Source organism: Ruegeria sp. BG10 (genome assembly GCF_056538575.1).
Genome location: NZ_JBQFTI010000001.1, coordinates 505948 through 526553 on the forward strand (window position 1 = coordinate 505948; position 20606 = coordinate 526553).

Sequence of the window (20606 nt, forward strand, 5' to 3'; positions counted from 1 at the left end):
CGCCGGGCTGCAAGCAGTGTGGTCCGGACCCGGAAAAGGGGTAACTCGAAAATTCGGACCGGTTCTTTTGCGGCGGCCCTGCAGCGCAAGTTGCCTATCGGAAACTTTCGGCCTAAATGCAGGCTGCATACAGTGGCGTACATACACGGGAAACACATCATGAGCAGCAGACAGACGCGCAGCGGACTTCAGGTCGATACCATTCTGGCCGAGTTCATCGAGGGCCGGGCTTTGCCCGGAACCGGCGTTTCAGCAGGCGCGTTCTGGGATGGTCTGTCGCGGATGGTCACCGAGCTGGGTCCGAAGAATCGGGATTTCCTGGCCAGACGGCAACAGCTTCAGGGGCAGATCGACGCCTGGCACCTTGAGCGCGCAGGTCAGGCGCATGACGCCGAAGCCTACCAGTCATTCCTGCGGGAAATTGGCTATCTGGTTGACGAAGGCGCTGACTTCAAGATCGAGACGGCCAATGTCGATCCCGAGATCGCGGCGATACCCGGCCCGCAACTGGTTGTGCCCATCACCAACGCCCGGTTCGCCCTGAACGCGGCCAATGCCCGTTGGGGCAGCCTGTACGATGCGCTTTATGGAACCGATGCGATGGGCGATATGCCGGACGGAGCAGGGTACGACCCTGCCCGCGGCGCACGGGTCATCGCCTGGGCCAAGGCCTTTCTGGATGACGCCGTGCCACTTGCGGAAGGCTCGTGGGCGAATGCCGCCGCGCTGCGCGTTGAAAATGGTGTGCTGATCCCCGGATTGGCCGATGTGTCGAAGTTTGTTGGCTTTGGCGGCGCGGCAGACAGTCCGGAATTCGTTCTGCTCAAGAACAACGGATTGCACATCAAAGTTGTGATTGACCCGACCAGCGATATCGGCGCTGCCGACCCGGCAGGCATCGCGGACGTCATTCTGGAATCCGCCCTGTCCACGATCATGGACTGCGAAGATTCGGTCGCCTGTGTCGATGCCGAAGATAAGGTTGTGGCCTACGGCAACTGGCTGGGCCTGATGAAAGGTGACCTGACCGAAGAGGTCACCAAAGGCGGCCGCACCTTCACCCGCAAACTTGCGGGCGACGTGGACTACATCACCGCAGGCGGCGACCAGGCCACGCTGAAAGGTCGCTCGCTGATGCTGGTGCGCAATGTGGGCCATCTGATGACCAACCCCGCCGTTCTGGACGCCGACGGCAACGAGATCGGCGAAGGTCTGATGGACGCGCTCTGCACCACGCTGATCGCCATGCACGACCTTCAGCGTGACGGCGGAAACTCGGTCACAGGGTCGGTCTATGTGGTGAAGCCCAAGATGCACGGCCCGGAAGAGGTCGCCTTTTCCGTCGAGATTTTCGACATGGTCGAGGTCATCCTCGGCCTGCCGCGCAACACTGTGAAACTGGGCATCATGGATGAGGAACGCCGCACCTCGGCCAACCTCAAGGAATGCATCCGCGCCGCGAAATCGCGCGTGGCCTTCATCAATACCGGCTTTCTGGATCGGACGGGGGACGAGATTCACACCTCGATCGAAGCGGGTCCGATGCTGCCCAAAGGTGACATGAAAGTGACGCCCTGGATCACGTCTTATGAGGACCGCAATGTGGATATCGGCCTGACCTGCGGCCTGAAGGGCAGGGCGCAGATCGGCAAGGGCATGTGGGCGATGCCGGATCGAATGGGCGATATGCTTGCAGCCAAGATCGGCCATCCGCAATCCGGCGCGACCTGCGCCTGGGTTCCGTCGCCGACGGCCGCAACCCTGCACGCAACCCATTACCACAAAGTCGATGTGCTGGCCCGCCAGGACGAACTGGCCGCTTGTGGAGCCCGCGCCACTCTGGACGACCTGCTGACTTTGCCGCTGCTGGGCGGTCGCAACCTCAGCGATGAGGAGATCGCGCGCGAGATTGAGAACAACGCTCAGGGTATTCTGGGTTATGTCGTGCGCTGGGTCGATCAGGGCGTGGGGTGTTCGAAAGTGCCGGACCTGAACGATATCGGCCTGATGGAAGACCGCGCGACCTGCCGGATTTCGTCGCAGGCCCTGGCCAACTGGCTGCACCATGACATTGTCACCGAAGGGCAGGTGATGGCCGCGATGCAAAAGATGGCGGCGGTCGTGGACCGACAGAACCAGGACGACCCGGCATATCGGCCGATGCCTCCGGGCTTTGACGGTATTGCGTTCCAGGCCGCCTGCGATCTGGTATTCAAAGGCCGTGTGCAGCCGTCAGGTTATACCGAGCCGGTTCTGCACGCCCGCCGGCTGGAACTGAAGTCCAGCCTTTAAACCCGATCAAACAGAACGACAGGACACGACATGGCAGTTTCCCTCCGCAAAGCCCGCACCATCATTCGAAAGGCGCTTGAAAAAGGCCGCGAGATGGAACTGAAACCCCTTTCCGTTGTCGTTCTGGACGCGGGCGGCCACGTTATTGCGTTTGAACGTGAGGACGGCGCGGCACCGGGCCGGTTCGCGATAGCTCAGGGCAAGGCCTATGGCTCGGTCATGCTGGGGATGGCTGGTACCGCACAGATGCAAAGGGCCGAGGCGCAAGCTTATTTCATGGCCGCCGTGAACGGTGTTTACGGCGGTCAGGTTGTTCCGGTGCCCGGCGGCGTGCTGCTGCGCGACAAAAAGGGCGAGGTGATCGGGGCCGTCGGCGTAACCGGCGACACTTCGGACAACGATGCCGTGGCGGCGATGGCCGGGATCGAAGGTGCCGGTCTGACCGGCGAAGTCTGATCCTCTCGGATATTGCAGAACCCCGGGCGGCTCACCGACACAGGCGGACCGTTCACGCGCTGACGCAAAATCGAGCTTGGGTCAGGACAATGCTACAATTCGCAGGCAACCTGCGGATTGTGCAGCGTTGAACAAGAACTTGCGCTGACACGCAGGGCTTGTGCTATTGCGCGCTATTCGCGCTGCCGATAGTTTTTCTGAAAGCTTGCGTAACGATTTAGGAAAACAGAATGTCTCGACCTGTCGTCGGTATCATCGGCAACTCATACCTGATGAACGATCAATATCCGACCCATGCCGGTGGGACGATGAATTCGGACGCGGTCGCCAATGTCTCGGGCTGCCTGCCGCTCTTGATCCCGGCGGACCCGCGCTACGTGAGCGTCGAGGAATTGCTGGAAGTTTGCGACGGTTTTCTGCTGACAGGCGGGCGGCCGAACGTGCATCCCGAAGAGTACGGCGAATCGGCAACCGATGCCCATGGCGAGTTCGACCGCGCGCGCGACGCGATCACCCTGCCGCTGGTGCGGGCCTGTGTCGAACGGGGTCAGCCGTTTTTTGGCATCTGCCGGGGATTTCAGGAGGTCAACGTGGCGATGGGCGGCACGCTCTACCCCGAAATCCGGGATCTGCCGGGCCGCATGAACCACCGAATGCCGCCTGATGGTACGCTGGAAGAAAAATTTGCCCTTCGGCATGTGGTGACGCTGACAGAGGGGGGCGTGTTTCACTGTCTGATGGGCGCGCCCGAGGTCATGACGAACACGCTGCATGGGCAGGGGATCAAGTCCGTTGGGCAGCGGATCGTCATCGACGGCCACGCCCCTGATGGCACGCCCGAGGCGATCTATGTGAAAGATGCGCCCGGCTTTACGCTCTCGGTGCAATGGCACCCGGAATGGGATGCCGTCAACGATCCGGTTTCACGCCCGCTGTTCCAGGCGTTTGGCGCTGCGGTGCGTGCCTGGTCGACAGGCTCGTCAGCGGGGTTGATTCAGCAATCCGCTTAAAACGCGCGCCGATCCGGGAGAGAAGAACCGGATCGGCGCGCCGTGATCAGACCAGCAGGTTAAACTGATTGATCAGAGGCAGTGTCCGCGCCCGTTCGCCGGTGAGATCGAACAGGGCATTGCCCAGTGCCGGCATCGAGGGAGGCGTGCCGGGTTCCCCCGCGCCGCCCATATGGCGGTTGGTTTCCAACACGCGGACCTCGACTTCGGGGGCGGTGTGCATCCGTACGGCGTCGTAATCGGGGAAGTTGAACTGCTCGACTTCGCCATCGGAAAAGGTGATCTCTCCGAAGCAGGCCGCGGAAAGGCCGTACATCATGCCACCGAACATCTGCGCCTTGACGTTTTCGGGGTCCAGCGCAAGCCCCATGTCGCAGGCGATCCACGCCTTGTTGATACGGATGGTGCCGTCTTCGTCCACGACCTCGATGACCTGCGCCACCGGCGTGCCGAAGCTGTAGGTCAGGGCGACGCCGCGCCCGACGCCCGCCGGGGTCTGACCCGTCCAGCCCGACATCTCGCGCACAGCTTCCAGACAGCCCGCCGAGGGGGCGTGTTCGGATCTGGCCAGTTCCAGCCGGAAGTCAAGCGGATCGCGCCCGGCCGCATGGGCCAGTTCGTCCATGAACGTCTCATGGAAGAACCCGTTATGGCTGTTGCCGACTGACCGCCAGAACCCGACGGGAATGTCCAGATCGGCGATATGACCGCTCATCCGATAGTTCGGGACGGCATAGGGTTGGTTAAAGAACCCTTCGACCAGCACCTTATCGGGCCCCGCCGGCGGCAGCCCCGTGTACCGCGTGACAGCCTGCTGGGTGCAGGATTGCGCGGCGACCTGACCGTCGATCAGAACGGCCTTGCCATCCTTGACTGCGCCCCGCATCCGGGCAATCGCGCCGGGGCGGTAATAGTCGTGCCGCATGTCTTCTTCGCGGCTCCAGGTCGTCTGGACCGGAATGCCGGGCATGGCCATGGCGACTTTGGTAGCAATCTCGCCAAAGTCCAGCTCACCCCGGCGACCGAAGCCGCCGCCAAGATAGGTGGTGTGGATCTCAACCGCATCGGTGTCCAGATTGGCGACATTGGCCACCCGCATCTGGATCAGCGTCGGGGCCTGGTTGCCGCACCAAAGTTCCAGCGCATTGCCTGTGAACAGGGCGGTCGCATTCATTGGCTCCATAGTGGCGTGGGCCAGATAGGGCACCTGATACTCGGCCGAAATTTCAGTGGCGCCTTCGGGCAAAACACTGACATCCCCATCGTCCCGCATGGTCGAGTTGGGCGCGTCATCGAACGCCTCGGCGATCCGGGCGAAAACGGCGTCGGTCTCGGGCGGGTACGGGGCTTCGCCCCAATCCACTTCAATCGCCTCGACTGCCTGATTGGCCAGCCAGGTGTTGCTTGCGACAACCGCGACCCCTGTGCCCAGATCGACGATCTTTTCAACACCGGGCATATCCCTGGCGGCACTGTCGTCATAGCCATTCATGACGCCGCCCAACCTGGGGTTCATCCGAACGCTGGCGAATTTCATGTCGGGCAGGCGCACATCGACGCCAAACTCGGCCGTGCCGGTGGCTTTGCCGACCATGTCCAGACGCGGTAGTGTTCGTCCCAGATAACGCCATTCGGACGGATCACGCAGCGGCACCTCCACCGCGTCGAGCTTGGCCGCGTCCATCGCAAGGTCGGAATAGGCGATCTTGTCGCCATTGGGGGTAATGACATGACCGGACGCGGTTTGCAGCTGTGAGGGATCAACACCCAGCCTGTCCGCCGCCGCGCGTTTCAGCGTCTCGCGCGCGGAAGCTCCGGCCTGTCGCATCCGCTCGAACCCGTCCTTCATCGATGTCGAGCCGCCGGTGACCTGAAGGCTCAGAACCTTGCCGACCACACCCAGCGCCTGGCCCAGATTGTGCTGGAAATTGGAGATGTCATAGCCCTTGTTGGGCAGACCTTCTCCCATCAGGGCTGAGTTGTAATAGGCGGCAGCCGCAGGTCCGTGCAGAACGTTGATCTGATCCAGATCCACATCCAGTTCTTCGGCAATCAGCGCGGCCCAAGTCGTTTGAACGCCCTGTCCCATCTCGGCCCGCGGGGCGAACAGGGTGACACCGTTCTGGTCGATCAGAACAAACGGGCTGAGCGCGGCTTCGCCGTCACCGGGTTTCAGCGGGTTTCTCGCAGGCCGGCTGACGTAATAGGCGCCAAACGCCACACCGCCAACAATGGCGGCTGAACCGATCAGGAACGTACGACGGAGGATTTTACCAACGGATGCCATTGCTTACGCCTCCTTCAGCTTGGACGCCGCATCGTGAATCGCGGCGCGGATGCGGGGATAGGTGCCGCATCGGCAAAGGTTGCCCTGCATGGCCTCGTCAATGTCGGAATCTGTGGGTGCCGGGTTTTCCGCCAGCAACGCGGCCGCCTGCATGATCTGGCCCGACTGGCAATAACCGCATTGCGCGACCTGATGGTCGACCCAGGCTTGTTGGATCGTGGTCATCGCGTCCGGCGCGCCGATGCCTTCTATCGTGGTCACGTCGCCCCAGACATCCGACAGTGTCACCTGACAGGACCGAACGGCCTCGCCGTCGATATGCACCGTGCACGCCCCACAGGCGGCGACACCGCAACCGAACTTGGTGCCGGTCAATCCGATTTCGTCCCGCAGGACCCAAAGCAGGGGAACGTCATCGGGCAAGTCTACCTGATGTTGCTTTCCGTTGATCGTTAAGGCCGTGGCCATGGCGCACCTCTCTGTCGTAGCTGTGGCTGGTTTCTGACATAGTTGGCTTAAAATGTCAGGATGTCAATTGACAAATTTAACAGAAAGTGTCACGAGTTCAGATATGACGGGTACGATTGATGATTCACGACAAAGGGCGATCCTGACTTCGGCCTTTCAGGCGTTTGCCGCCTATGGATTCCGAAAGACCTCGATGGATGACATAGCGCGCGGGGCCGGGATGTCCCGTCCGGCCGTTTACCTGCATTACAAGAACAAAGAGGCCATCGTCAGCAAGCTGACAGAGTTCTATTACGCCGAGAAAACCGCTGCGGTGGCGGCGGCGCTGGCGACGGAAGGTTCAGTGCCCGACATTCTGACCCGCGCGATTCAGGCCCAGACCGAAGGGATGGCGGCAATTCTGGCCTCGCCGCACGGGCTTGAGATGCTGGACACCACCAAGTCCATGTCGGCCGAGATCATCTCGCAGGGCGAGGCCGGGCTTGCGGATTTATACGCGACCTGGCTCCGGCAGGAAGACAAGCTGGGGCGGCTTCGCCCGATGGTGGACCCGGATGAAACCGCAAAGACGATTACCGCCACGCTCAAGGGCCTCAAGATGACCGGCACCGATGCCGGGGAATACGAGAACCGCGTGGCGCAGCTGGCCGCCCTGATCGGCGCCGGGCTGGAGGTCAGGTAACGCGCTGGCGGATCTTGTATTCCGGTGTGTCCCACAACCGGTTCTGCATGATGTCCGCCAGAATATCGACCGCGCCTTCAACGTCTGTCTCATCGATGTAGAGCGGAGTGAACCCAAACCGCATGATGTCAGGTGCGCGGAAATCTCCGATCACGCCGCGCGCAATCAGGGCCTGCATGGCAGCGTAGCCATCGCTGAAGCGAAACGAAACCTGACTTCCGCGTTGCATCGGGTCGCGGGGGCTGGCCAGTTCCAATTCGGGGCAGGTGGATTCGACACGTGCAATGAACAGCTCGGTCAGTTCAATGGACCTGGTCCGCACGTCCGACATGTCGGCCATGTCCCAGATGTCCATTGCCGTAGAAAGCGCAGTCATCTGAATGACAGGCGGCGTGCCGACGCGCATCCGTTCGATGCCGCTGCCGGGGCGATAGTCCAGATCGAAGGCAAACGGGGCCTCATGCCCCATCCACCCGGACAGTGCCGGGCGCACACGTTCTGCCAGACGCGGGGCGACATAGATAAAGGCGGGGGCTCCGGGGCCACCGTTGAGATATTTGTAAGTGCACCCTACGGCGAAATCGGCATTGCAGCCGGACAGGTCCACCGGGATCGCTCCGGCAGAATGGGCCAGATCCCAAACGGTAACGGTCCCGTTTGCATGGGCCAGCTCGGTCAGCGCCTTCATATCGTGCATCCGGCCGCTGCGGTAATCCACTTCGGTCAGCATCAGCACGGCCACATCTTCGGTGATGTTCTGCGCCACGTCCTCTGGCGCCACGACACGCAGTTCGTAGCCGGGCCCAAGTGAGCGCAACAGACCATCGACCATGTAAAGATCAGACGGGAAGTTGCCGCTGTCCGACAACACGACCTTGCGATCCGGGCGCAGCTCCAGCGCGGAGGCCACAGCCTGATAAACCTTGATTGACAGGGTGTCGCCGATCACCACGCTTCCGGGTTCAGCCCCGATCAGACGGCCGATACGGTCGCCCAGCCCGGTCGGCAGGCCCATCCATCCGGCCTTGTTCCACCCGGTGATCAGCATCTGCCCCCATTCCTGAACCAACATGTCATTCACCCGGGCACCGGCGGCGCGCGGCAGAGGTCCAAGCGAGTTCCCGTCCAGATAGATGACGCTTTCCGGCAGGTCGAACATGGCTTTGGTGGCGGCAAAGTTTGTCATGGGAATCCAGCTGATTGTTGGGTCGAAGGCTCGGGTCAAATGGCTATCTGATCGCGATACCTGTGTCCATCTTCGACACCTGCGCCTGAATTCGCAATGAAGATTGGCGGATTTCAGGCTGCGACCAACTGTAGTTTTGCCATTTGTGGCGGAAAACGGTAGTTGGTCAGACAAAAGCGACACACTCGCGCGTCTTCCAGGCCGAAAGAAACAACGTGATGCGAAAAATCGACATTCCTCCGGTCTGGTTGGTAGGCTTTGCGGTTCTCGCCTGGCTACAGGCGCGCCACTTCTCGCTGGGTTTGTCACTGGACAGCGGGTTAACGGATCTCCTCAGCGGTATATTGATCGGCGGGGGTGTGGTTCTGGCCGTTCTGGCCATTGTCGAATTTCGCCGCCACCGGACCACGGTCATCCCGCATGAGACACCCACCGCACTGGTTCAGAGCGGCATCTTCAAGCGCAGCCGGAACCCGATCTATCTGGGCGACGTGCTAATCCTGGCGGGTTTGATCCTGAGATTTGACGCGGTTTTGTCACTGGTTTTGGTGCCTGTGTTCGTGTGGGTGCTGGAGCGCCGTTTCATCCTGCTCGAAGAAGACCGTCTGCGCCGAACCTTCCGGGCGGATTTCGCGCGATACGAGCGGCAGACCCGCCGCTGGATCTGAGGGTGTGTTCGTTGTGACACAACGTAAAAAATGCTGCGCTTGCGAAATAATATTGCGCAGGGTAGATGAAAGCTTGATGAACAATACCGACCACCTGCTCTGTCAGAGTGAAAATTAGGGGGATAGCACCGGTGAAGATAGGCACACCAAAAGAGGTACTGGACGGTGAGAACCGTGTAGCGATGACGCCGGACTCGGCGCGTCAGTTACAGAAACTGGGCTATGAGTGCCTGATCGAAAAGGGCGCCGGCGCCGCCGCAGGGTTTTCGGACGCGGCGTATGAGGGCGCAGGTGTCGAAGTGGTCAAAACCGCGGCGTCGCTCTGGAAGGCGGCCGATATCGTTGCCAAGGTCCGCCAGCCCACCGAAACCGAGCTGAAACGGCTAACCAAAGGCAAGACGTTGATTTCGTTCTTCAATCCTGCGGGAAATGAAGAAGGAATGGAACTGGCCAAGTCCAAGGGCGCCAATGTGATCGCCATGGAAATGGTGCCGCGGATTTCCCGCGCGCAGAAGATGGATGCGCTGTCGTCGATGGCCAATATCGCGGGCTATCGTGCGGTAATTGAGGCCGGCAACAATTTTGGTCGCTTCTTCACCGGTCAGGTGACAGCCGCCGGGAAAGTGCCGCCTGCCAAGGTGCTGATCGTCGGTGCCGGCGTGGCCGGTCTGGCGGCCATCGGCACCTCGACTTCGCTGGGTGCGATTACCTATGCATTCGACGTACGCCCCGAAGTGGCGGAGCAAGTCGAATCCATGGGGGCCGAATTCGTCTATCTGGATTTTGAGGAAGAACAGCAGGACGGCGCGGCCACCGGCGGTTATGCCTCGGTCCAGTCCGAGGAGTTCCGCAATGCCCAGTTGGCCAAGTTCCGCGAGCTTGCGCCCGAGATGGACATCGTCATCACCACCGCCCTGATCCCGAACCGCCCGGCACCCAAGCTGTGGCTTGAGGATATGGTCAAGGCGATGAAGCCGGGTTCGGTCATCATCGACCTTGCGGCCGAGCGCGGCGGAAATGTCGAAGGCACCGTGCCGGACGAAAAGGTCGTCACCGACAATGGCGTGACCATTGTCGGCTATACCGATTTCCCCAGCCGAATGGCGGCGCAGTCATCGTCTTTGTACGCGACGAACATCCGCCACATGATGACCGACCTGACACCGGAAAAGGACGGTCAGGTCAATCACGACATGGAAGATGACGTGATCCGTGGCTCGACCGTGACCTATGAGGGCGAAATCACCTTCCCGCCACCGCCGCCCAAGGTGCAGGCGATCGCGGCGCAGAAGAAACCCGAGGTCAAGGAACTGACTGCGGAAGAGAAGAAGGCGCAGGAAATTGCGGCCTTCAAGGCGCAGACCAAGCAGCAGTTCACCCTGCTGGGGGTAGGCGGCGCGCTGATGCTGCTGGTGGGGCTGATCGCTCCGGCAAGTTTCATGCAGCATTTCATCGTCTTCGTGCTGGCGATATTTGTAGGCTTCCAGGTGATCTGGAATGTCTCGCACAGCCTGCACACACCGCTGATGGCGATCACCAACGCGATTTCGTCGATCATCATTGTTGGGGCCTTGATGCAGATCGGGTCGGGGTCGTTCCTGGTCATTCTGCTTGCGGCGCTCAGCGTCTTCATGGCCGGGATCAACATCTTCGGCGGCTTCCTCGTAACCCGGCGCATGCTTGCCATGTTCCAGAAATCTTAAGGAGGCCGGGCACATGGAATTTGGCTTCACCACTGCCGCCTATGTCGTTGCGGCTGTCCTTTTCATCCTTTCGCTCGGTGGTCTGTCGAACCAGGAAAGCGCCAAGCGCGCGGTCTGGTATGGCATCGTCGGTATGGCGCTGGCGGTTTTTGCCACGCTTGTTGGCCCCGGTTCGGGCCTGTGGCTGCTTTCGCTGCTGCTGATCGCAGGCGGCGGTTTCATCGGTCAATATGTGGCGCAGCGCGTGCAGATGACCGAGATGCCGCAACTGGTGGCTGCGATGCACTCGCTGGTCGGCTTGGCGGCTGTGTTCGTGGGCTTCAATGCGCATTTTGAAGTTCTGAACGTTGCCGAAGTGATGGCGGTCGCAGATGCCTCGAAAGACGTGCTGTACACTGGGCTCGGTGGGTTTGCCCAGCTGATCGCCAAGAAGACCCCGGCGGAACTGTCGATCCTGCATGTGGAACTGTTCCTGGGCATCTTCATCGGTGCGATCACGTTTACCGGGTCGGTTGTGGCCTATGGCAAGCTGGCGGGCAAAGTGACCTCGGCGGCGACCAAGCTGCCGGGCGGCCATGCGCTGAACGCAGCGGCGGCGGGTCTCTCGCTGATCTGCCTGATCTGGTACACCGCAACGGGTGGTTTCTTCCCGCTGTTCCTGATGACGCTGGCCGCGCTGTTCATCGGCTATCACCTGATCATGGGTATCGGTGGCGCGGACATGCCGGTGGTTGTGTCGATGCTGAACAGCTACTCGGGCTGGGCGGCTGCAGCCATTGGCTTCTCGCTGGGCAACGACCTTCTGATCGTGGTCGGTGCGCTGGTGGGCTCGTCCGGTGCGATCCTGTCCTACATCATGTGCAAGGCGATGAACCGCCACTTTGTCAGCGTGATCCTGGGCGGCTTTGGCGGCCCGCAGGGTGAGCAAATGGCCGTTGAAGGCGAGCAGGTGGCCATTGACGCCGATGGTGTTGCGGCTTCGCTGAACGATGCGGACAGCGTGATCATCATCCCCGGTTACGGCATGGCTGTGGCGCAAGCGCAGCAGTCGGTTTCCGAACTGGTCCGCAAACTGCGCGCCAAGGGCAAAGAGGTGCGCTTTGCGATCCACCCGGTTGCCGGTCGTCTGCCGGGTCACATGAACGTGCTGCTGGCCGAGGCGAAGGTGCCGTATGACATCGTTCTGGAAATGGACGAGATCAACGAGGACTTCCCGGAAACGGACGTCGCCATCGTGATCGGCTCAAACGACATCGTGAACCCAGCGGCGCAGGAGGACCCCAACAGTCCCATCGCCGGGATGCCGGTGCTGGAATGCTGGAAGGCCAAACAAGTGTTTGTGTCGAAACGCGGGCAGGGCACCGGGTATTCAGGCATCGAAAACCCGCTGTTCTTCAAGGAGAACACCCGCATGTTCTATGGCGACGCCAAAGAGTCGCTGGACAAGCTGCTGCCGATGATCGAATGATCTGCGGCTAAGCAGACTACAGAAAGGCGCCCCAACCGGGCGCCTTTTTCGTTTTTGCTGTACCTTCATGGCGCAGGAGGTGCCCCATGGAAAAAGTGAACGGCATAGGCGGCGTGTTTTTTCGCGCCAAGGACCCAAAGGCGTTGAGCGCCTGGTACGAAAAGCATTTGGGTGTCAATCATTACGACCCCGTGCCGTGGAAGCAGCGAGAGGGTTACACGGTCTTCGCCCCCTTCGCACAGGACACCGAGTATTTCGGGCGGTCCGATCAGCAATGGATGATCAACTTTCGCGTCGATGATCTGGCTGCCCTGACAGCTCAGCTTGAGTCCGACGGGATCACCGTTGAAACGCACTCCGACTGGGACAGTGAGGTCGGAAAGTTTGCCCGTATTCACGACCCCGAGGGCAATCCCATCGAGCTGTGGCAGCCAAATCAATGAGATAGCGGATTTGTATACCGTTGTATCCTTGTAAGTATATGAAATAAAAAGAGAATTGATGTATTCGGCTTCTGCCGTATAGTGCTCCGGATGGAACGGAGCTTTGAATGACGCCGATCGACGATCATCCGCTGCGCTATGCGCTGGCCAACGAACTGCACGCGCGGCCATTTCCGGTTGCGGCGACGCCCTGTACGGTGGTTTTCCTGGCGATCAAGAAACCGGTAGCTGCGGTGGCGCGCGACCGGGGTGAGGATATGGCCCTTCTCAAAGACCTTCTGGATCGCCACGGGGCGCAGCACCCTCAGCCGGGCGCGACCCATTACGCCGGACAGATCGGTCGCCACTGGCTGAAATGGGAACAGCACACCGAATTCGTGACGTACACCGCGATCGCACAGAACGTCAGCGACCGCCCGTTCAACCCCGCCGATTTCGAGGTCTTTCCGCCCGACTGGTTGATGGCCAGCCCGGGGCAGCGCGTTACGTCGGCGATGATCCGCGTGGTTGAACGTCAGCCGGACGAGGCGGTCAAGTCCACCCTCGCCGATTGGTTCGAACCCGAAAGCCTTGCCGTGGCCCGCGTGCTGGACGATGCCGCCATCTGCGCCAGCGATTTCCGCATCGACCCTGCCGGGCACATGCGGTTTGCGCTGTTCGTGACCCAAGGCACGGGGCGGCGCAGGACCGGACGGATTATTCAGCGCCTGTGCGAGATTGAAACCTACAAGGCGATGTCCATGCTGGGTTTTGCTCGCGTTAAACAGCTGATGCCGCGCATCGGTGAACTGGACGGCAAGCTGACCGGGCTTATGGGGCAGATGACCGACAATGCGGCGCATCCCGATGAACTGCTGCCGGATCTGCTGTCCATCTCGACCGAGCTTGAAACGCTTTCGGCGCGGTGTTCCTTCCGGTTCGGGGCGACAGGGGCCTATGAGGCGATTGTGAATCAAAGAATCGAGGTTTTGCGGGAGGAACGTTTTGAAGGCGGTCAGAGCTTTGCCGATTTCATGATGCGCCGATACGATCCCGCCATCCGCACCGTGAAAGCGACCGAACGCCGTCTTCAGGCCCTGTCCGACCGGGCAATCCGCGCAGGAGAGTTGCTGCGCACGCGCGTGGATGTCGAGCGAAGCGCGCAAAATCAGGCGCTGCTGGAAAGTATGGACCGCCGCGCCGATCTGGCCCTGCGCCTGCAACACACGGTCGAAGGGTTGTCGGTGGTGGCCATAAGCTATTACGCCGTCTCTCTGACCGGCTATCTGCTGTATCCGCTGACCAAGGCCGGTATCAGCAAAGGCATGTTGACGGCGGCGGTGACGATTCCGGTTGTTCTGATGGTTTGGATCGCGATCCGGGAAATCCGCAGAAGGCTGGAATAATCCGCATTTGCCAAATGGCCCCCAGCCTGTAGAACAGAGGCGTTTGACGCATTCTGCGAAGGATTTCCCGTGATCGGACTAGTCGCTGCGTGGCGGGCGGTTGCCGCCATGTTCATCCTGAACGGTGCGCTGTTTGGCATTTGGGCATCCCGCATTCCCGCTGTGCGCGACCGGCTGGACCTGACGCATGAGGCGCTGGGCTACGGCCTGTTGTTCATGGCTGCGGGCGCGGTGTGTTCCTTTCCGGTGACCGGACGGCTGACCGACCGGTTCGGAGCAGTGGGCCTGACGCGGGTCGTCGCGGTCCTTTACACGCTGTCCCTGATCCTGCTTGCCCTGGCCGACGGGTTCTGGGTGCTGGCCGCATATCTGTTTGTTTTCGGGGCCTTCCATGGCTCGATGGATGTCTCCATGAACGCCTGGGCGGCCGAGGTTGAACAGTCCTACAAAAAGCCCGTCATGTCTTCGTTCCACGCAATGTGGAGCCTCGGGGCCGGGCTGGGCGCGCTCAGCGGGTATGGGGCAGTGCAGATGGGGCTGACGGTGATGCAACACTTTTTGCTGGCCGGCGGGGCGGTGGTGGCGCTGGCGCTTGCCCTGTCCTGGGTGCGATGGACGTCGCGCAAGTCCGGGCTGTCTGCGGGTTCGGTCTTTGCCCTGCCCACCGGCGCGCTTGTCCTTGTCGGTTTTTCCGCGTTGTGCGGGGCGTTGGGGGAAGGCGCCGTCGCGGATTGGAGCGCGATCTTTCTGCGTGACGTGACCGGAGCGGCCGAAAGTGTCGCAGCGCTGGGATATGCAGTATTTTCAGTGACCATGGTGGCTTTCCGGCTGGCGGGTGGCTTTGTCATCGCCCGGTTTGGTCCGGTTGCAACGGCGCGCTTTGGCGGTGCATGTGCGGCGCTTGGGGTTCTGGGTGTCGTGACCGCGTCGGGGACCGGGCTGGCATTGGCTGGATTTGCCCTGATGGGCGTGGGGTACGCGGTGATCATGCCGCTGGCGTTCAGCCGGGCAGCCAGCGATCCGAACGTGCCGCCAGGCCAGGCGATCGCCAGCGTCGCGACACTGGGATACGGAGGGCTGTTGATCGGTCCGCCCCTTATTGGGTTTCTGGCCGAGATGCTTACATTACGTCTGGCGTTCACGGCCCTGCTGCCTCTGGCCGTTGCAATCATCCTGTTGTCCGGCGCGCTGCGGCCGGTCGACCCGAACTGAATTTGATGCCGCCCGGCAGGGTGGCAGGACACCGGACACGCGATCCGGTCAATGAAGATGGGAGAATACTATGCCAATCAAAAACCGTTTCGCCGAATTGCAGGGTGAAATCACCGAATGGCGACGCGATATTCACGAGCACCCGGAAATCCTGTTCGAGACCCACCGCACAAGCGCATTGGTCGCGCACAAGCTGAAGGCCTTCGGCTGCGATGAGGTCGTGACCGGAATTGGCCGAACCGGTGTCGTCGGCGTTATCAGGGGCAAGGCCGATACCGGCGGTAAGGTGATCGGATTGCGGGCGGATATGGACGCGTTGCCGATTCACGAGGCGACCGGTCTGGATTATGCATCCAGGACCGACGGCGCCATGCACGCCTGCGGCCATGACGGGCATACCGCGATGTTGCTGGGGGCCGCGAAATACCTGGCTGAGACACGCAATTTCGACGGCACCGTTGTCGTGATATTCCAGCCGGCCGAAGAAGGCGGCGGCGGCGGGCGCGAGATGTGCGAAGACGGCATGATGGACCGCTGGGGCATCCAGGAGGTCTATGGGATGCACAACTGGCCCGGCCGCCCCGTCGGCAGTTTCGCCATTCGGCCCGGGGCGTTTTTTGCGGCCACCGACCAGTTTGATATCACCTTCGAAGGCAAAGGCGGTCACGCGGCCAAGCCTCATGAAACGGTCGATACCACTGTGATGGCGGCCCAGGCCGTTCTGGCTTTGCAGACGATTGCGGCGCGCAATGCCGATCCGGTGGACAAGGTTGTGGTTTCGGTGACGTCCTTTGAAACCTCGTCCACGGCTTTCAACGTCATCCCGCAAACGGCGGACCTGAAAGGGACCGTTCGGACCATGAGCAAGGCGATGCGCGATCTGGCCGAAAAACGGATCGTCGAAATCTGCAACGGCGTGGCCGCGACCTTTGGCGGTGTAGCGAATGTCACCTATTACCGAGGCTACCCGGTGATGGTGAACAGCGACGAACAGACCGATTTCGCTGCGGATGTGGCGCGTTCCGTCTCGGGCAGTTGTGACGAAGCGCCGTTGATTATGGGAGGCGAGGATTTCGCCTTTATGCTCGAAGAGCGGCCGGGCGCGTATATACTTGTTGGCAACGGCGATACTGCGGCGGTGCATCATCCCGAATATAATTTCAACGATGAGGCTATTCCCGCCGGGTGTAGCTGGTGGGCTGAGATCGTCGAACAGCGGATGCCGGCGGCTTGATGGGCAGGGCGGGGGCTCTGCCCCCGCACCCCCGAGGTATTTTTAGCCAGATGAAGCCGGATCGGCGCCCTGCATATTGAGTTGGACACTGAGGGTATCAACGATGGCGTCCAGCGCCGATTTTTGTGTGTTTACGCAGGATTTCGCCGCGGCGCGTGCGGTGTTCAGAGCGCTTGCGTCGGACAGCCAGGTGGCAACCGCCGCGGCCAGTTCGGGGGCTGATGTTACCTCGGTCGCGCCTCCGGCCGTGATCAGCGGGGCAAAGGTTTCAGCGAAATTAAAGTAACCCGGTCCGGTAATCACGGCAGCACCTGCCTGTGCGGGTTCGAACGGGTTATGGCCGCCAATCTCTTTCAGTGAGCCGCCCAGAAAAACGATTGGACACAGTGCATACCAGGTGCCGGTTTCACCCAGCGTATCCGCCATATAGACGGTTGTGTCCTGGGTGATTTTTGCGTCTTGGGACCGGATGGCCACGATCTGCCCGGCCTTTTCAACCAGGACCGTCACGTCAGCGCGGCGTTCTGGGTGGCGCGGGATCAGCAGCAGCAGGAGATCGGGCCAGCGTTTCAGTAGTTCTTTGTGAGCGGCCAGAACGGTTTCTTCTTCACCGGCATGGGTGGAACTGGCAATCCAGACCGGGCGGTTTCCGACCTGAGCGCGGATGTCGGTCAGGGTTGCCTGATCCACCGGCAAGGGCTCGGACATTGCCTTGAGGTTGGTCCCCGGTTGCACCCGGTCGGGTGGTGCGCCCATGTCGATCAGGTTTTTGGCCGTTTTGTCATTCTGTGTCAGGAACAGGCGGAACTGGCCCAGGATGAACCGCGCTGTTTTCGGGCGCTTTTTCCAGCCTTTGACAGACCCGTCAGACAGTCGCGCATTGAGCAGGGCCAGTGGCACGCCGCGCCGGGCACCTTCAACGATCAGGCGTGGCCAGATTTCGCTTTCGACGAAGATACCGGCATCCGGACGCCAGTGATCCAGAAAGCGCTGTACGGGCCCCGCAGTGTCCAGCGGCGGATACTGGTGAAGCGTACGAGGCGGCATGCGCTTTTCGATCAACGCGGCAGAGGTGGGCGTGCCCGAGGTGATCAGAAATTCGGTGTTCGGCAGGCGTTCGCCCAGCCGTTTGATCAGGCTGATGACTGAAAGCGTCTCACCCACGCTGGCGGCATGGAACCAGATCAGTTGGCCCGGGGCGCGCGCCTGTGTGGCGTGTCCAAGCCGTTCCAGTTGTCGTGCGTCGGCGACGTTGGCGGCCCGCAGTTTGTTGCGGACCGTCCGCCAGACCAGCGGGAGCGCGATGGAGGTGAGGCCGCAATACAGGTGGTAAAGCAGCGTCGGTCGGCCAGACGGAACCGGCATCTCAGCCGCCCGTGTGGCTCATGTGGCGGCTCATCTTGCCGTCGACCGACTGGCGGGAGTAATCGAAATCATGACCTTTGGGTTTCAGGTCGATCGCCGCGCGGATCGCGTTTTCGAGCGGTTGTTCGGTCTCGGGGTGACCGCGCAGGGCGCCGCGCAGATCGGCCATATCTTCCTGACCGAGGCACATATACAACTCACCCGTGCAGGTCAGCCGAACGCGGTTGCAGCTTTCGCAGAAATTGTGGGACAGCGGTGTGATGAAGCCGATCTTTTGGCCCGTTTCCTCCAGCCGTACATAGCGGGCGGGCCCGCCTGTGCGTTCCGCCAGATCGCTGACGGTAAAGTGGTTTTCGTATTCCTTGCGGACGTCCTTGAGCGACCAGTATTGATCCAGCCGGTCCTCATTGCCGATATCGCCCATTGGCATGACCTCGATCCAGGTCAGATCCATGTCGCGCTCGGCACACCATCTGGTGATTTGGGGCAGTTCTTCTTCGTTGAAACCTTTCAGCGCAACCGCGTTGATCTTGACCCGAAGCCCGGCCTTTTGCGCCGCGTCGATACCGTTCAGCACCTGTTTCAGCCGGCCCCAGCGGGTGATCTGCGCAAACTTGTCCTCATCCAGCGTGTCCAGCGATACGTTCACCCGGCGGACGCCTGCCGCAAAAAGATCATCGGCAAAGCGGTGCAGTTGCGAGCCGTTAGTTGTCAGTGTCAGTTCCTTCAGCGCGCCGCTTTCGAGGTGTCGGGTCATCGAGTTGAAAAAGGCCATGATATTGCGGCGCACAAGGGGTTCGCCCCCTGTGATGCGCAGTTTTTCAACCCCCAGCCTGATGAAGGTCGAACACATCCGGTCCAGTTCCTCCAGCGTCAGCAGGTCTTTCTTGGGCAGAAACTTCATGTCCTCGGACATGCAATAGACACAGCGGAAGTCACAGCGGTCCGTGACGGAGACGCGGAGATAGGTGATGGCGCGGGCAAACGGGTCGATGAGCGGAGCAGTCATGCGACATAGGTAAAGCTGACCCATGCCTGCGACAAGAGCGAACTTTCCTTTGTGCTGGTGCAGATGCGCGCAGAACGGTAGGTTTGCGGCATGAGGTATGTGCTTTTGACATTCTGCGTTCTGGCGGCGGGCTGCGAAACTGTTCGGTCCACGACCGACCGGGTTTTTGGCGGCGACAACGCGCCGGATGCGGCGGAACCGGCAGCGGTTGAAGAAACGGTTGAAACAGTCCCCGAACCCGAGCCCGTTGCGGCCACAGCCGCAGGCTGGACCGGAGCCAAGACCACCATTGCGGGACTGGGCGATCCGACCACGCCCGGTCGCTGGCTGGAAACGCCGCTGGTCGATGTCGAATTCACTGGCCGGGTGGTGGTGCCCAGAACCGGGGCGCAGGCCTATATCACGCTGGTACCGTCACCGGGTCCGGAAAGCGGTGGCAGCCGGTTGTCGCTGGATGCGATGCGGGCGCTGTTGCTGCCGTTCGACGAACTTGTCGAGCTTGAGGTCTATTCCAACTGATCTTTCAGGTATTTGGCCGCTTCCCGGCGGGCAAATGGCTTTAACCCATCGCCATGCGCGTTCAGGAATGCGATCACGCGGGCCGGATCGTGTTTGGACAATTCGCGCAGCCACCACGCAATTGCTTTCTGGATGAACCAGTCGCGGTCTGAAACATAACCTGCCGCCCAGCCGAGGATACGGTCGCGGTGCAGCAGATCGTCAGGCTTCGGATGGTTCTGCTTAGTCCAGGGCAGGGTCGCCACCAGTGCCGCCCGCCGGGTCCACATATGATCGGAACGCGTCCAGCCTTCGACCTGATCCAGGCGCGTCGGGTCTGCAGCAAGCCGTTTCTGGATTGCAATGCTGGCGTGATCGGCAACGGCCCAGGCGTCGAAATGCGGCAACCAGCTTTGCAGCAGGTCCCAAACGCCGTCATCCGGCCGGATACGCGCCTGTGTCAGCAGTTTTGCGGCGGCAAGGCGCGCTTCGTGAATATTGGTTTGCCACAGCGCATCCGCCAGCACCACGCGCGCGGGGACGTCCAGTTCCCGACGCCATGCCTTGGTCAGATCGTTCAGGACCGGGTTGGCGACGCCCAGATAGGGGCGGTCCGCCTTGTGATAGGCCGCCATCTGTTCGGCCCGCTCGGGATCGGCGTGAGCCTTGATCTGGTCGAGACGGGCGTCGGGCATCATGAGCTTTGTACGCGGGTCGATTTGCCGTCGATGGTGCGCTGGTTCTTTTCGGTCCAATACGCGCGAATGTCATCGTCGGACTTGCTGTCGACCCATTTCTGCATGGTGTCGCGTTCGGACTGGTATTCCATGAACGGAACCGCATAGCCGCAGGACGTCTGAACCAGATCGATATCCATATCATAGATCTGGCGGGCACTGCGGTGGGCCGGGAAGTTCTCGGCCAATGCGTCCCAACCCGCGTCCCCCACATGCACCGTACGTGCCGAACCGTAGGTGCGCAGGATCAGCGGACGGGTGGTGAATGAGCACCACATCAGCGTCATTCGATTGGTTTCAAGCAAGTGGCCTGCGGTCTCATTGCCGCTGCCGGTCAGGTTCATCCAGACGATCCGGTTGGGTCCCAGAACCCGCAGGGAATCCATCCCCTTGGGCGAGATATTCACCCGCCCTTCTGGCCCAGCGGTGCCAACGAAAAACATGTGCTGTTCTTCGATGAACCTGCGCTGCATTTCGTCAAGTTCCGGAAATTGCTTGGCCAT

19 protein-coding genes are annotated in these 20606 nt (G+C 61.0%); 12 read left to right on the top strand and 7 right to left on the bottom strand.

Translation table 11 applies throughout. The features are described 5' to 3' along the window. The first annotated feature begins 159 nt into the window (after positions 1-159). The 3 genes from ACR0D8_RS02470 to ACR0D8_RS02480 all read left to right on the top strand — a co-directional run bounded on the left by ACR0D8_RS02470 (position 160) and on the right by ACR0D8_RS02480 (position 3758). A complete protein-coding gene (locus ACR0D8_RS02470) occupies positions 160-2292 on the top strand; it encodes a malate synthase G (RefSeq protein ID WP_480644390.1) in 2133 nt (710 codons plus the stop codon). A gap of 30 nt (positions 2293-2322) precedes the next feature. Further along, positions 2323-2748, top strand: coding sequence for a GlcG/HbpS family heme-binding protein (locus ACR0D8_RS02475; RefSeq protein ID WP_480644392.1), 426 nt, complete (start codon positions 2323-2325; stop codon positions 2746-2748). 230 nt (positions 2749-2978) lie between these two features. Further along, positions 2979-3758, top strand: a complete 780-nt coding sequence (locus ACR0D8_RS02480; RefSeq protein ID WP_480644394.1) for a gamma-glutamyl-gamma-aminobutyrate hydrolase family protein — start codon at positions 2979-2981, stop codon at positions 3756-3758. 46 nt (positions 3759-3804) lie between these two features. Here the strand turns inward: ACR0D8_RS02480 and ACR0D8_RS02485 are convergent, their stop codons facing one another. Further along, complete coding sequence (locus ACR0D8_RS02485) at positions 3805-6045, bottom strand: xanthine dehydrogenase family protein molybdopterin-binding subunit (protein ID WP_480644396.1); 2241 nt, start codon at positions 6043-6045, stop codon at positions 3805-3807. 3 nt (positions 6046-6048) lie between these two features. Further along, a complete protein-coding gene (locus ACR0D8_RS02490) occupies positions 6049-6513 on the bottom strand; it encodes a (2Fe-2S)-binding protein (protein ID WP_480644398.1) in 465 nt (154 codons plus the stop codon). Positions 6514-6616: 103 nt separating this feature from the next. Between ACR0D8_RS02490 and ACR0D8_RS02495 the strand changes: the two genes are divergently transcribed. Beyond that, on the top strand, positions 6617-7195 hold the full coding sequence (locus ACR0D8_RS02495; protein WP_480644399.1) for a TetR/AcrR family transcriptional regulator: 579 nt from the start codon (positions 6617-6619) through the stop codon (positions 7193-7195). On the opposite strand, the gene kynU is transcribed toward ACR0D8_RS02495, so the two are convergent. After that, the gene (kynU, locus tag ACR0D8_RS02500) at positions 7188-8381 is read right to left on the bottom strand and encodes a kynureninase (protein WP_480644401.1); all 1194 of its coding nucleotides are present in this window, start codon (positions 8379-8381) and stop codon (positions 7188-7190) included. The genes ACR0D8_RS02495 and kynU overlap by 8 nt on opposite strands. Before the next feature lie 218 nt (positions 8382-8599). On the opposite strand from kynU, the gene ACR0D8_RS02505 reads away from it, so the two are divergent. The 7 genes from ACR0D8_RS02505 to ACR0D8_RS02535 all read left to right on the top strand — a co-directional run bounded on the left by ACR0D8_RS02505 (position 8600) and on the right by ACR0D8_RS02535 (position 16494). Then, complete coding sequence (locus ACR0D8_RS02505) at positions 8600-9049, top strand: methyltransferase family protein (protein WP_480644403.1); 450 nt, start codon at positions 8600-8602, stop codon at positions 9047-9049. 131 nt (positions 9050-9180) lie between these two features. Then, entirely contained in the window at positions 9181-10752 is a 1572-nt protein-coding gene (locus ACR0D8_RS02510) for a Re/Si-specific NAD(P)(+) transhydrogenase subunit alpha (protein ID WP_480644405.1), read from the top strand. A 13-nt stretch (positions 10753-10765) separates the two neighbouring features. Beyond that, positions 10766-12220, top strand: coding sequence for an NAD(P)(+) transhydrogenase (Re/Si-specific) subunit beta (locus ACR0D8_RS02515; protein WP_475159072.1), 1455 nt, complete (start codon positions 10766-10768; stop codon positions 12218-12220). Between the two features lie 86 nt (positions 12221-12306). Further along, positions 12307-12663: a VOC family protein gene (locus ACR0D8_RS02520; protein ID WP_480644407.1), complete on the top strand. Its 357-nt coding sequence runs from the start codon at positions 12307-12309 to the stop codon at positions 12661-12663. A gap of 107 nt (positions 12664-12770) precedes the next feature. After that, a complete protein-coding gene (locus tag ACR0D8_RS02525; protein ID WP_480644408.1) occupies positions 12771-14048 on the top strand; it encodes a DUF3422 family protein in 1278 nt (425 codons plus the stop codon). A gap of 69 nt (positions 14049-14117) precedes the next feature. Continuing rightward, positions 14118-15260 carry an MFS transporter gene (locus ACR0D8_RS02530; protein ID WP_480644409.1) on the top strand — a complete coding sequence of 381 codons (1143 nt, stop codon included), beginning with the start codon at positions 14118-14120 and terminating at the stop codon, positions 15258-15260. 70 nt (positions 15261-15330) lie between these two features. Continuing rightward, on the top strand, positions 15331-16494 hold the full coding sequence (locus tag ACR0D8_RS02535) for a M20 aminoacylase family protein (RefSeq protein WP_480644410.1): 1164 nt from the start codon (positions 15331-15333) through the stop codon (positions 16492-16494). Positions 16495-16536: 42 nt separating this feature from the next. Here ACR0D8_RS02535 and ACR0D8_RS02540 read toward each other — a convergent pair whose 3' ends face one another. Then, a complete protein-coding gene (locus ACR0D8_RS02540) occupies positions 16537-17859 on the bottom strand; it encodes a 3-deoxy-D-manno-octulosonic acid transferase (RefSeq protein WP_480644412.1) in 1323 nt (440 codons plus the stop codon). A 1-nt stretch (position 17860) separates the two neighbouring features. Further along, positions 17861-18868: a GTP 3',8-cyclase MoaA gene (gene moaA, locus ACR0D8_RS02545; RefSeq protein ID WP_480644414.1), complete on the bottom strand. Its 1008-nt coding sequence runs from the start codon at positions 18866-18868 to the stop codon at positions 17861-17863. Between the two features lie 90 nt (positions 18869-18958). Here moaA and ACR0D8_RS02550 point away from each other — a divergent pair, with 90 nt between their 5' ends. Then, positions 18959-19387: a hypothetical protein gene (locus tag ACR0D8_RS02550; protein ID WP_480644416.1), complete on the top strand. Its 429-nt coding sequence runs from the start codon at positions 18959-18961 to the stop codon at positions 19385-19387. On the opposite strand, the gene ACR0D8_RS02555 is transcribed toward ACR0D8_RS02550, so the two are convergent. Together ACR0D8_RS02555 and ACR0D8_RS02560 are read right to left on the bottom strand one after the other, a co-directional pair. Next, on the bottom strand, positions 19375-20064 hold the full coding sequence (locus tag ACR0D8_RS02555; RefSeq protein WP_480644418.1) for a DNA alkylation repair protein: 690 nt from the start codon (positions 20062-20064) through the stop codon (positions 19375-19377). The genes ACR0D8_RS02550 and ACR0D8_RS02555 overlap by 13 nt on opposite strands. Beyond that, a complete protein-coding gene (locus ACR0D8_RS02560; RefSeq protein WP_480644419.1) occupies positions 20061-20606 on the bottom strand; it encodes a pyridoxamine 5'-phosphate oxidase family protein in 546 nt (181 codons plus the stop codon). Before ACR0D8_RS02560 ends, ACR0D8_RS02555 begins: the two co-directional genes overlap by 4 nt.

Excerpts from the sequence above, each read along its gene's own strand:
- ACR0D8_RS02470 (WP_480644390.1), top strand. The coding sequence starts at position 160 with ATGAGCAGCAGACAGACGCGCAGCGGACTTCAGGTCGATACCATTCTG.
- ACR0D8_RS02475 (WP_480644392.1), top strand. The coding sequence starts at position 2,323 with ATGGCAGTTTCCCTCCGCAAAGCCCGCACCATCATTCGAAAGGCGCTT.
- ACR0D8_RS02480 (WP_480644394.1), top strand. The coding sequence starts at position 2,979 with ATGTCTCGACCTGTCGTCGGTATCATCGGCAACTCATACCTGATGAAC.
- ACR0D8_RS02485 (WP_480644396.1), bottom strand. The coding sequence starts at position 6,045 with ATGGCATCCGTTGGTAAAATCCTCCGTCGTACGTTCCTGATCGGTTCA.
- ACR0D8_RS02490 (WP_480644398.1), bottom strand. The coding sequence starts at position 6,513 with ATGGCCACGGCCTTAACGATCAACGGAAAGCAACATCAGGTAGACTTG.
- ACR0D8_RS02495 (WP_480644399.1), top strand. The coding sequence starts at position 6,617 with ATGACGGGTACGATTGATGATTCACGACAAAGGGCGATCCTGACTTCG.
- kynU (WP_480644401.1), bottom strand. The coding sequence starts at position 8,381 with ATGACAAACTTTGCCGCCACCAAAGCCATGTTCGACCTGCCGGAAAGC.
- ACR0D8_RS02505 (WP_480644403.1), top strand. The coding sequence starts at position 8,600 with ATGCGAAAAATCGACATTCCTCCGGTCTGGTTGGTAGGCTTTGCGGTT.
- ACR0D8_RS02515 (WP_475159072.1), top strand. The coding sequence starts at position 10,766 with ATGGAATTTGGCTTCACCACTGCCGCCTATGTCGTTGCGGCTGTCCTT.
- ACR0D8_RS02520 (WP_480644407.1), top strand. The coding sequence starts at position 12,307 with ATGGAAAAAGTGAACGGCATAGGCGGCGTGTTTTTTCGCGCCAAGGAC.
- ACR0D8_RS02525 (WP_480644408.1), top strand. The coding sequence starts at position 12,771 with ATGACGCCGATCGACGATCATCCGCTGCGCTATGCGCTGGCCAACGAA.
- ACR0D8_RS02535 (WP_480644410.1), top strand. The coding sequence starts at position 15,331 with ATGCCAATCAAAAACCGTTTCGCCGAATTGCAGGGTGAAATCACCGAA.
- ACR0D8_RS02540 (WP_480644412.1), bottom strand. The coding sequence starts at position 17,859 with ATGCCGGTTCCGTCTGGCCGACCGACGCTGCTTTACCACCTGTATTGC.
- moaA (WP_480644414.1), bottom strand. The coding sequence starts at position 18,868 with ATGACTGCTCCGCTCATCGACCCGTTTGCCCGCGCCATCACCTATCTC.
- ACR0D8_RS02550 (WP_480644416.1), top strand. The coding sequence starts at position 18,959 with ATGAGGTATGTGCTTTTGACATTCTGCGTTCTGGCGGCGGGCTGCGAA.
- ACR0D8_RS02555 (WP_480644418.1), bottom strand. The coding sequence starts at position 20,064 with ATGATGCCCGACGCCCGTCTCGACCAGATCAAGGCTCACGCCGATCCC.
- ACR0D8_RS02560 (WP_480644419.1), bottom strand. The coding sequence starts at position 20,606 with ATGGCCAAGCAATTTCCGGAACTTGACGAAATGCAGCGCAGGTTCATC.